This is a genomic window from Erwinia sp. INIA01, from assembly GCF_025947915.1.
In the GTDB taxonomy this organism is placed as follows: Bacteria; Pseudomonadota; Gammaproteobacteria; order Enterobacterales; family Enterobacteriaceae; genus Erwinia; species Erwinia coffeiphila.
Map to the genome: position 1 here is coordinate 717361 of NZ_JAPDNC010000002.1, position 11529 is coordinate 728889.

5 protein-coding genes and 2 tRNA genes are annotated in these 11529 nt (G+C 56.4%); 4 read left to right on the plus strand and 3 right to left on the minus strand.

The genetic code is table 11. The features are described from left to right. Nucleotides 1-10: 10 nt before the first annotated feature. The 3 genes from ptrA to recD are packed head-to-tail and all read left to right on the plus strand — an operon-like array spanning nt 11 to nt 8255. A complete protein-coding gene (ptrA, locus tag OMR58_RS05130; protein ID WP_264545393.1) occupies nt 11-2896 on the plus strand; it encodes a pitrilysin in 2886 nt (961 codons plus the stop codon). After that, entirely contained in the window at nt 2893-6429 is a 3537-nt protein-coding gene (recB, locus tag OMR58_RS05135) for an exodeoxyribonuclease V subunit beta (RefSeq protein ID WP_264545394.1), read from the plus strand. The genes ptrA and recB overlap by 4 nt, the downstream gene beginning before the upstream one ends. Next, a complete protein-coding gene (gene recD, locus OMR58_RS05140; RefSeq protein ID WP_264545395.1) occupies nt 6426-8255 on the plus strand; it encodes an exodeoxyribonuclease V subunit alpha in 1830 nt (609 codons plus the stop codon). Before recB ends, recD begins: the two co-directional genes overlap by 4 nt. A gap of 16 nt (nt 8256-8271) precedes the next feature. On the opposite strand, the gene argA is transcribed toward recD, so the two are convergent. Continuing rightward, nucleotides 8272-9645 (minus strand): amino-acid N-acetyltransferase, encoded by a 1374-nt coding sequence (gene argA / locus OMR58_RS05145; RefSeq protein ID WP_172606628.1) that lies wholly within the window; start codon nt 9643-9645, stop codon nt 8272-8274. A gap of 213 nt (nt 9646-9858) precedes the next feature. On the opposite strand from argA, the gene amiC reads away from it, so the two are divergent. Continuing rightward, nucleotides 9859-11103: an N-acetylmuramoyl-L-alanine amidase AmiC gene (gene amiC / locus OMR58_RS05150; RefSeq protein WP_264545396.1), complete on the plus strand. Its 1245-nt coding sequence runs from the start codon at nt 9859-9861 to the stop codon at nt 11101-11103. A gap of 82 nt (nt 11104-11185) precedes the next feature. On the opposite strand, the gene OMR58_RS05155 is transcribed toward amiC, so the two are convergent. Both OMR58_RS05155 and OMR58_RS05160 read right to left on the minus strand, forming a co-directional pair. After that, nucleotides 11186-11262: transfer RNA gene (locus OMR58_RS05155), tRNA-Met, on the minus strand. A 60-nt stretch (nt 11263-11322) separates the two neighbouring features. Next, nucleotides 11323-11399 (minus strand) — tRNA-Met (locus tag OMR58_RS05160). Between the last annotated feature and the right edge of the window lie 130 nt (nt 11400-11529).

Consider the following 11529-nt stretch of genomic DNA (forward strand, 5'->3'; position numbering starts at 1 on the left):
GGGAGTTTGAATGCGTCGTTATGCAGTCTGGTTAGTTTACTTTGTCTTTTTCGCCCTGTTCAGCCCGCTGACACAGGCAGAAACCGGATGGCAACCGGTCACAGACATTATTCGTAAAAGTGAAAAAGACCCTCGTCAGTACAAAGCAATCCGCCTGGATAACGGCATGACCGTTTTGCTGGTTTCCGATGACAAGGCCACAAAGTCGCTGGCCGCACTGGCGCTGCCGGTCGGATCGCTGGAAAACCCCACCGATCAGCTTGGTCTGGCACACTATCTTGAGCACATGGTGCTGATGGGGTCAAAGCGTTACCCGCAGCCGGATAACCTTGCCGAATTTTTGAAAAAGCACGGTGGTAGCCACAACGCCAGTACCGCATCCTATCGTACGGCGTTTTATCTGGAAGTGGAGAACGATGCGCTGCAACCGGCTGCCGACAGGCTGGCCGACGCCATTGCCGAACCGCTGCTCGACCCGGTCAATGCCGATCGCGAACGTAATGCGGTCAACGCCGAGCTGACCATGGCGCGATCCCGTGATGGCCTGCGTATGGCACAGGTTGGTGCTGAAACGCTAAACCCTGAACATCCCAGCTCACGCTTTTCCGGCGGGAATCTGGAAACCCTGCGCGATAAGCCGGGCAGTAAACTGCACGATGCCCTGAAGGCGTTTTATCATCGTTATTACTCAGCCAATTTGATGAAAGCGGTGATCTACAGTAATAAACCGCTGCCCGAGCTGGAAAAAATAGCCGCCGAAACCTTTGGCCGCGTCGAAAACCGTCAGGCGACGGTGCCGGATATCACCGTGCCGGTGGTCACCGATAAGCAGAAAGGCATCATCATTCACTATGTGCCTGCACAGCCGCGCAAGCAGCTGCGCATTGAGTTCCGCATTGATAACAACAGCGCCGAGTTCCGCAGTAAAACCGATACGCTTATTGGTTATCTGATTGGTAACCGCAGCAAAAACACCTTATCAGACTGGCTGCAAAGCCGTGGGCTGGCTGACTCTATCAGTGCCGGTGCCGATCCGGTTATCGACCGCAACGGTGGGGTATTCTCGATTTCCGTCTCGCTGACGGATAAAGGCCAGGCCAATCGTGATGAAGTTATCGCCGCAGTCTTCAGCTATCTGAACACCTTACGTACGCAGGGCATCGATAAAAGTTACTTTGATGAAGTGGCGCACGTGCTGGACCTGGATTTCCGTTATCCCTCCATCACCCGTGATATGGACTACATCGAATGGCTGGTGGATACCATGCTTCGCGTGCCGGTTGCCGATGTGCTGGATGCACCTTACATCGCAGACCGCTACGATCCACAGGCTATTAAAGCGCGCCTTGAGGGAATGACCCCGCAGAATGCCCGCATCTGGTTTATCAGCCCGAATGAACCACATAACAAAACGGCCTACTTTGTTGATGCGCCTTATCAGGTGGATAAGATCGGCAGCGAAAGATTCAGTAAATGGCAGGCAGAGAGCGACAAAATAACCCTGTCTCTGCCGGTGCTCAACCCGTACATTCCTGACGACTTCAGTCTGATCAAACCGGATAAGAAGTATGAACGTCCGGAGGAACTGCTCAATCAGCCTGGGCTGCGGGTCTTCTACATGCCCAGCCAGTACTATGCTGATGAGCCTAAGGCCAATATCACCCTGGCGCTGCGTAACAAAGCAGCGGTGGACAGCGCACAGAATCAGGTGCTGTTCGCTCTCAATGATTATCTGGCTGGCGTAGCGCTGGATGAACTGAGTTCGCAGGCATCGGTCGGCGGCATTAGTTTTTCCACCGGGGAAGATGATGGCGTGACGTTCAGCGCCAGCGGCTTTACGCAGCGCCTGCCGAAGTTGATGAAGCAGCTGCTGGAAGGGTATGCCAGCTTCACGCCGACGGAACAACAGCTGGAACAGGCCAAATCCTGGTATCTGGAACGCCTGGACTCGGCGGAAAAAGGCAAAGCATTTGAACTGGCTATCCAGCCTGCGCAGCTGCTGTCGCGTCTGCCTTATACCCAGCGTAGCGAGCGCCGTAAGTTACTGCCTGCTATCACCCTGAAGCAGTTACTGGACTACCGTAAAATGCTGCTGGAGCAGTCTACGCCCGAGCTGCTGGTTGTCGGCAATATGACTCCTGAGGCGGTAAACAATCTGGCTGAACAGGTCAGACAGCAGCTGAACTGCGAAGGCCACAGCTGGTGGCACAATGAATTCATTAAAGTGGATAACAAGGCGCTGGCCAATCTGCAAAAAGCGGGAAGCAGCACGGACTCGGCGCTGGCGGCGGTCTACGTGCCGGTTGGCTTTGATGAACATCAAAGTATGGCCAGCAGTAGCATGCTGAGCCAGATTATCCAGCCGTGGTTCTATAACCAGCTGCGTACCGAAGAGCAGCTTGGCTATGCGGTGTTTGCCTTCCAGATGCCGGTGGGGCGTCAGTGGGGCATCGGCTTCCTGCTGCAAAGTAACGTCAAGCAGCCCGCTTACCTGCTGCAGCGTTTCCAGGCATTTTATCCTTCCGCCGAGAAGCGCCTGCGTGCGCTGAGCAAAGAGGATTTTGCCCAGTATCAGGCGGCGATGATCAACGAGCTGAAACAGCGTCCGCAGACTCTGGATGAAGAAGCCGGTCGTTACAGCAAAGATTTTAATCGCGAAAATTATCAGTTCGATACGCGCGAAAAAGTGATTGCGCAGATTCAGGCGCTGACGCCGGATGGCATTGCTGATTTCTTCCATCAGGCGGTTATCGCACCAACCGGTCTGGCACTGCTATCGCAGATTTCCGGCAGCCATCACGGTAAGGCGGACTATGCGGCTCCGGCAGGATGGAAGACCTGGAAAAATCTGTCTACCCTGCAACAGTCGTTCCCGGTGAGCCAGGATAAACCATGAGTCAGCAGGTTGCGGAAAGGCTGAATGCGTTAACCCTGCCGCTGCACGGCGAGCGGTTGATTGAAGCGTCGGCGGGTACGGGGAAAACCTTTACCATCGGCCTGCTTTATCTGCGACTGCTGCTGGGATTAGGCGGAGAATCTGCATTCAGCCGTCCGCTGTCGGTGGAGGAGATTCTGGTGGTGACCTTTACCGAGGCCGCCACCGCCGAGCTTCGCGGGCGTATTCGTGAAAACATCCACGCACTGCGTATCGACTGTGTGCGTGGTGAAAGCCGTAATCCGATGCTGCAAGCGTTGATTGAGCAAATTCCCGATCTGCGGCAGGCTGCATCAGTACTGCTGGCGGCCGAGCGGCAGATGGATGAAGCCGGTATCTTTACCATTCACGGCTTCTGTCAGCGGATGCTCAATCTGAACGCCTTTGAATCCGGCATGTTGTTCGAACAGCAGCTGATTGAAGATGAAACGCCGCTGCGCCGCCGTGCAGCGGCGGATTTCTGGCGACGCCACTGCTATCCGCTACCGCTGCCGGTTGCCCGTGTTGTTCGCCAGCTGTGGGATGGGCCTGAACAGCTGCTCAGGGACCTGTCGCCCTGGCTGGGGGGCGAGGCTCCTTCACTGAAATCAGCGCCGGACCCGGAAGAAACGCTGGTACAGCGGCACGAGGCGATTATCGGCCAGATAACTGCGCTGAAGCAGGCGTGGCTGGCGGCGGGAAATCTGTTTGAGCTGATTGACGCGTCAGGTATCGACCGGCGTAGCTACAACAGTAAGCACTTACCTAACTGGCTGAATAAAATTACCCAGTGGGCGCAAAGCGAAACTCTTGATTATGACGTGGCAAAAGATCTCGAACGCTTTGGCCAGCGGGTGCTGGTGGAAAAAACGAAAAAAGGTGTCGCTCCCGTTCATCCGCTCTTTGAACAGATTGATACTTTTTTGGCACAGCCCCACACGCTGCGCGATCTGATTGTTGCCCGTGCGCTGGACGAAATCCGTACCGTGACCCGTCAGGAAAAACGCCTGCACGCGCAGTTAGGATTTGACGATCTGCTTGGCCGTTTCGATGCTGCCTTACAACAGCCCGGCGGCGACCTGTTAGCTGCTGCCGTACGTCAGCGCTTCCCTGTCGCTTTGATCGATGAATTTCAGGATACCGATCCGCAGCAGTATCGAATTTTTCAGACGCTCTATGTGGGGCAGGCCGATAGTGCTCTGCTGCTGATTGGCGACCCGAAACAGGCGATCTATGCCTTTCGTGGCGCAGATATCTTTACCTATATGAGGGCGCGGGCTGAAGTCAGTGCCCACTATACTCTTGAAACCAACTGGCGTTCGTCACCGGCGATGGTGGCCAGCGTCAATCAGCTGTTCCAGCGTCATCCTGCCCCGTTTGTATTCCAGGAAATCCCGTTTATTGAGGTCAGCCCGGCGGAACCCAACCATTCTCTGAGCTTCAGTGTGGACGGTGTGGAGCAGCCCGCGCTGAAGTTCTGGCTGCAGCCTGGCGACGGTGTGGGAGTGGCTGATTATCAGCACTATATGGCGCAGCAGTGTGCGACGGAAATCTGCCGCTGGCTGACCGCGGGGCAGCAGGGGCTGGCGCTGATCGGAAAAATGCAGCACCTTAAACCGCTACAGGCTTCAGATATTACCATTCTGGTGCGCAGCCGCAGCGAAGCGGCCGTGATGCGTGAAGCGCTGAATCGCCTGGCTATTCCCTCCGTCTATCTTTCCAACCGCGATAGCGTATTTACCACACCGGAAGCACGCGAAGTCCTGCTGCTGCTCCAGGCCGTGCTGGCACCGGAGCAGGAGCGTATTTTGCGCAGCGCACTGGCCAGTAGCCTGTTTGGGCTTGATGCGCTAACGCTGGATGCCCTGAGTCGCGATGAGCGTGCATGGGATGAGCTGGTCGATGAGTTCGATCGTTACCGTCAGCGCTGGCTGAAACGGGGCGTGCTGCCGATGCTGCGCGATCTGATGATGCGGCGGCAAATCGCCGAGAATTTGCTGGCATCCGACAGTGGTGAACGCCGTCTGACCGATCTACTGCATTTGGGTGAATTATTGCAGGAGGCGGCAACCGCACTGGATAGCGAGCATGCGCTGGTTCGCTGGCTGGCACAGCAGGTTGTGCAGCCCGACGCTCAGGTAGCTAATCAGCAGCTGCGGCTGGAGAGCGATCGCCATCTGGTGCAGATTGTGACTATTCACAAATCGAAAGGCCTGCAGTATCCGCTGGTCTGGCTGCCGTTCGTCTCTAACTACCGTGCGGCGGAAAACGGCATCTATCACGACAGGGAGACCTTCGAGGCGCTGCTGGATTTACAGCAGGATGAGGAGAGCGCCCGCCTGGCTGAAGAAGAGCGGCTGGCCGAGGACTTACGGTTGCTGTACGTAGCGCTGACGCGATCGATTTACCACTGTAGCGTCGGGATTGCTCCGTTGATTAAAGGTACGCGCAAGAAAGAAGGCAACAGCGATCTACACCACAGCGCGCCGGGATATCTTATCCAGCGCGGCGAGGCGGCCGATGCTGCAATGCTGCATGCTCTGCTGGAAGAGATGGAAAGCGATCATACCGCACTGGCTGCCGTACCGCTGACGGAAGCTGAGCTGTGGCAGCCGGAGGTGGAAGGGCAGTTAATCCTGAGCAGCCAGCAGCTGACGCGTCTACTGCGTGACGACTGGCGCGTGACCAGCTATTCAGGTTTACAGCAGCACGGCCACGCAGCGGCACTGGATCTTTTGCCTCGGCTGGATGTTGATGCCGTCGGTGAGGCGCAGGATTCTCTACTGCCGCAGCTGACGCCACATACCTTCCCGCGCGGTGCAGCACCGGGTACATTCCTGCACAGTCTGTTTGAATCTCTGGACTTTTCAGCACAGCTTGATGAACAGTGGCTGGCAGAACGGCTCAGTGCCGAGGGGCTGGATATGGCCTGGCTGCCAACGATGACGGAATGGATGCAGCGCATTTTGCAAACCCCGCTTAATGACAGTGGCGTTAGCCTGAATCAGCTTTCACCGGATACGTGCCGGGTGGAGCTGCAATTTTATCTGCCGATTTCCCGCCTGCTCACCGCTGAGGATCTGGATCGACTGGTGCGGCAGGACCCGCTCTCCGCCGGATGTCCGCCCCTCGATTTTTATCAGGTTCGCGGCATGCTGAAAGGGTTTATCGATCTGGTGTTTTGCTGGCAGGGGAAATATTACCTGCTCGACTATAAGTCGAACTGGCTGGGGGAGGAGAGCAGCGCCTATACCCAGGAAGCGATGGCGCAGGCGATGCAGTCTCATCGCTACGATTTACAGTATCAACTCTATAGCCTGGCGCTGCATCGCTACCTCAGGCAGCGTCTTGCCGGTTATGACTATGAACAACACTTTGGTGGCGTAATCTATCTTTTCCTGCGTGGCCTGGACGGTACGGAAGGAAGTAACGGCATCTTCAGTACCCGGCCACAGGCAGACTTTGTCAACGCGCTTGACCTGCTGTTTGCTGCCGAAGTGGAGAGTGAAGCATGACGCTAATCGAGCACCTGCAGCTGGCGTGTCGCCAGCGGCTGCTGCGCACGCTGGACATACAGTTTGCGCTGATGGTAGCCGGTGAACATCAGCCCGCACTGATGCTGGCAGCGGCCTTAGTCAGCCGTGATGCAGGAGAAGGGCACGTTTGTCTGCCTCTTGAGCTGCTGCATCCTGACGAGATGTTTGACGGGCGCCATCCTGAACTTTCTCAGGCAATCTGGCAGGCTGCCGGTTCACCGACGAACTGGCATCAGCTGCTGTCTGAGAGTTCGGCCGTGAGCGATGGCTCGCACGGCACGCCCCTGGTGCTGCAACAGCAGCGGCTTTATCTGCACCGCATGTGGCAAAGTGAAGGGCAAGTCGTCGAATTTATTCATCGTCAGCAGCAGCCCTTACCCGTTGATGACGCGGCGCTGCGTATCACGCTGGATCGTTATTTCGGCCAGCAGCCGGAAGACTGGCAGAAAATTGCGGCAGCGGTTGCCATCACCCGACGGGTTGCCGTGATCTCCGGTGGCCCGGGTACGGGTAAAACCACCACCGTGGCTAAATTGCTGGCCTGTCTGATTGAGCTTTACCCTGGTTCCCCGCGGATAGAACTGGCGGCTCCGACCGGCAAGGCCGCGGCACGTCTGACCGAGTCACTGGGCAAAACGCTGCAGCAGCTGGCGCTGGACGATGCGGTACTGAAACGCTTTCCCGCGGAGGCGACAACGCTGCACCGCCTGCTGGGCGCGCTGCCCGGCAGCCAGCGCATGCGCTACCATGCCGGTAACCCGCTACATCTGGATGTGCTGGTCGTCGATGAGGCATCGATGGTCGATCTGCCGATGCTGGCGAATCTGATTGCCGCGCTGCCGCCGCAGGCGCGGATTATCTTCCTTGGCGATCGCGATCAGCTGGCCTCCGTAGAGGCGGGAGCCGTACTGGGTGATATCTGTCGGTGCGCCGAATTTGGCTACAGCCCGGCGCGTGCCGCTGAACTGGCCCGGCTCACCGGCTGTGAGGTGACGGGGAATGAGGATCAAGCCGCTCCGCCGGTACGTGATGCGATTTGTCTGCTGCGTAAAAGTTATCGATTTACCGAATCTTCGGGAATCGGCCAGCTGGCGATGGCGGTGAATGCCGGGGATGTAAAACGGGCAGACGCCGTGTTTGGCGGTGAGTTTAGCGATATCCGCCGGCACGGTTTAAGCAGCAGCGAAGAGTACCAGCAGCTGCTTAACGACTGTGCGACAGGCTACCGTGATTATCTCTCGCGGCTTTCCGCAGGGGATTCTCCTGCTGACGTGCTGTCGGCATTTGGGCGCTTCCAGCTTTTGTGCGCACTGCGTGAGGGGCCATTCGGCGTTAGCGGCCTGAATGAACGTATTGAAACTACGCTACGCCAGGCCGGACTGATTCGTCGCGGTACGCTGGCAAACGGTAAATGGTATGTTGGCAGGCCGGTGATGATTGCCCGCAACGATCGCTTGCTGGGGTTGTTTAACGGAGATATCGGCATTGCGATGCTGGATGGTGAGCAGGCGCTGAAGGTATTTTTCCCGCTGCCGGATGGCTCAATCAAAGCGGTGCAGCCCAGCCGACTGCCCCCGCACGACACCGCGTATGCGATGACGGTGCATAAATCTCAGGGGTCAGAGTTTGAGCACACGCTGATGGTGCTGCCGAATCAGGTGATGCCGGTATTAACCCGTGAGCTGGTGTATACCGGCATTACCCGCGCTAAGCGCCAGCTGACGCTGTACGCTGATACCCGCGTTTTTAACAGCGCGGTGAAAAAGCGTACCCAGCGCCGAAGCGGTTTGGTGGAACGATTGTAAAATAGCGCGGCGCCAGTTAGCTCTGGCGCACGTGCACGCTGTTTTCCCGGAGATCTACCATCAGCACCTTGGAACGGCGCTGATAGTTGTACATCTCTTTCTTACTGCTCGGCAGCAGTTCCACATCCACCGGCTGGAAGCCGCGCTCCTGGAACCAGTGGATGCTGCGCGTGGTCAACACGAACAGCTTCTTCAGCCCCATCTGGCGAGCCTGTAGCGCGATACGCTCAAGCAGCGCCTCGCCGCGTGATGAACTGCGGTAATCCGGGTGAACGGCAACGCAGGCCATTTCACCAATCTGCTCTTCCGGGAATGGATAAAGTGCGGCGCAGCCGATAGTCAGGTTATCGCGCTCGATAATGGTGAATTTGTCGATTTCCATTTCCAGCTGTTCACGTGAGCGGCGCACCAGAATACCCTGCTGCTCCAGCGGACGGATGAGCTCAAGGATGCCGCCAATATCGTTAATGGTGGCGCGACGGATCTGCTCAGCGCTCTCCATCACAATCTGCGTACCAATACCGTCACGAGAGAACAGCTCCTGCAGCAGGGCACCGTCTTCCTGATAGCTGATCAGGTGGCTGCGACGCACGCCGCTGCGGCAGGCCTTTACCGCGCCGCGCAGAAAACGTACGGTGCCGGAATGGTAGTCCTGGTCGTTTTCCAGCTCTTCAATGCGCTGCTGCGCTTCGTTCGGGAACAGTTCGGAGACAATATCGCCGTTGCTGTTGGTGACACCCTGCTCGGAACAGAAACCGATCATTTTCTCCGCTTTCAGCTTAATCGCCAGCTGGGTTGCCACCTCTTCAGAGGTCAGGTTGAAGCTTTCGCCGGTAACGGAAACCGCCACCGGGCCCATTAACACGATGGCACCACTGTCCAGCTGACGGTGGATCGCTTCTTCATCAATGCGGCGAATACGGCCGCTGTGGCAGTAGTCCACCCCGTCATCCACGCCCAGAGGCTGGGCGATAATAAAGTTGCCGCTGACTACATTAATATGCGCGCCCTGCAGCGGAGTATTGTTCAGGCTCATCGACAGGCGAGCGGTAATATCCAGCTGCAGCCGGCCGGCGGCCTGTTTGACCAGCTCCAGCGATTGTGCGTCCGTTACGCGGGTATGCTTGTGATAAACAGGCTCGAGATTTCGCTCTGAGAGGTTGGCATCGATCTGCGGTCTGGCCCCGTAAACCACCACCAGGCGGATGCCCAGGCTATGCAGCAGACCAATATCGTTAACGATGCTTGAGAAGTTCTCATGCTCGATGGCTTCACCACCCAGCATAATGACAAACGTCTTACCACGGTGGGCATTGATATAGGGAACGGTATGGCGAAAACCCTGAACCAGCTCGGTACTACGTTCCTTCACGGCAAACCCTCTTTGCATTATTATTCGGTAAATGTGTATTTTTATTCTTTTATTGCTTCGGGCGCAAGTGGCATTTTTCCTTAGTTATCACCCAGTACTGATTTTTGCTCAAGCTAATGTGCTGCATTTAATCGCTTTTTTGGGGTGACACTGGTTAAGGGATTCGCTAAAGTTTTTGCAAAAAACGAACGTTTGTCTTTTTATTAATCAATTCACAGCAACTGGAGTGGCATGACCGATTCAACATCCCTCAACCGACGACGGCTTTTACAGGGAGCGGGTGCCGTATTGCTGCTCAGCGTCAGCCGGGCAGGTATGGCTGCCGGCGGCCATGTTGTGGCGATCCGCATCTGGCCATCATCAACCTATTCTCGCCTGACCATTGAGTCTAATATCCCACTGAAGTATAAGCAGTTCGCGCTCAGTAATCCCGATCGCGTGGTGATCGATATTGAAAATATTCAGCTCAATCATACGCTGAACGGTGTCGGCAATCTGGTGCGTCAGGACGACCCCTACATCAAAAATGCCCGCGTGGGGCAGTTTGATGCCAGCACCGTACGCCTGGTGCTGGAACTGAAGCAAAACGTCTCGCCCAAGACCTTTACGCTGGCACCGGTTGCCGGGATCAAAAACCGCCTGGTGCTGGATCTTTACCCGGTTAAACAGCCGCACGATGATGATCCGCTGCTGGCATTACTGGAAGATTACAATCAGGGCGAGCTGGAACGCAGCCAGCCCGCCGCGGCACCGCTGCCGGGTAAGGCCGGGAAAGACCGGCCCATCGTGATTATGATTGACCCCGGGCACGGTGGGGAAGATTCCGGTGCGGTCGGCAAGCATAAAACCCGCGAGAAGGATGTGGTGCTGAAAATTGGCCGCCGCCTGAAAGCGCTAATCGATAAACACCCGAACATGCGTGCTTATATGACGCGTAATGAAGATGTGTTTATCCCGCTGAAGGTTCGGGTGGCGAAAGCGCGTAAGCAGCGTGCGGATCTGTTTGTCTCGATCCACGCCGATGCGTTTACCAGCCGCGCTGCTCGCGGGTCGTCGGTTTTTGCCCTGTCGACCAAAGGGGCCACCAGCACCGCCGCGCGTTATCTGGCGCAAACCCAAAACGAATCGGATTTAATTGGCGGCGTCAGCATGAGTGGCGATCGCTATCTGGACCATACGATGTTCGATATGGTGCAGAGCCTGACAATTAACGACAGCCTGAAGTTTGGTAAAGAGGTGCTGTCACGAATGGGGAAGGTGAACCATCTGCATAAACGCAGCGTCGATCAGGCCGGATTTGCGGTGCTCAAAGCCCCGGATATTCCGTCAATACTGGTTGAGACGGCCTTTATCAGCAATATAGAAGAAGAGCGCAAGCTGCGTACCGCGCATTTTCAGCAGCAAGTGGCGGAGTCGATTTTTGCCGGGATTAAGGCTTACTTTGCTAACGGCGCATCGTTGAGCCCGCATAAGTAGAGAAGAGTGGGCGGGGAAACCGTCCGCTTTATATCAGCGAACAAACTGCAGATACAAAAAAACACCCTTAAGGGTGTTTGATTGGTTGCGGGAGCCGGATTCGAACCGACGACCTTCGGGTTATGAGCCCGACGAGCTACCAGGCTGCTCCATCCCGCGTCCGTATTGTCGCTTCCATCACGACATTTCTTTTACTTCTTTCGCATTACCGCTGCGAATTGGTTGCGGGAGCCGGATTTGAACCGACGACCTTCGGGTTATGAGCCCGACGAGCTACCAGGCTGCTCCATCCCGCGTCCGCGTTGCCGCTTCCATCACGACACTTTCTTTTTCTTTCTTTCGCCTGACTGCTGCGAATTGGTTGCGGGAGCCGGATTTGAACCGACGACCTTCGGGTTATGAGCCCGACGAGCTACCAGGCTGCTC

Bases quoted from the DNA above. Each gene is read 5' to 3' on its own strand.
- ptrA (WP_264545393.1), top strand. From the start codon at position 11: ATGCGTCGTTATGCAGTCTGGTTAGTTTACTTTGTCTTTTTCGCCCTG.
- recB (WP_264545394.1), top strand. From the start codon at position 2,893: ATGAGTCAGCAGGTTGCGGAAAGGCTGAATGCGTTAACCCTGCCGCTG.
- recD (WP_264545395.1), top strand. From the start codon at position 6,426: ATGACGCTAATCGAGCACCTGCAGCTGGCGTGTCGCCAGCGGCTGCTG.
- argA (WP_172606628.1), bottom strand. From the start codon at position 9,645: ATGCAAAGAGGGTTTGCCGTGAAGGAACGTAGTACCGAGCTGGTTCAG.
- amiC (WP_264545396.1), top strand. From the start codon at position 9,859: ATGACCGATTCAACATCCCTCAACCGACGACGGCTTTTACAGGGAGCG.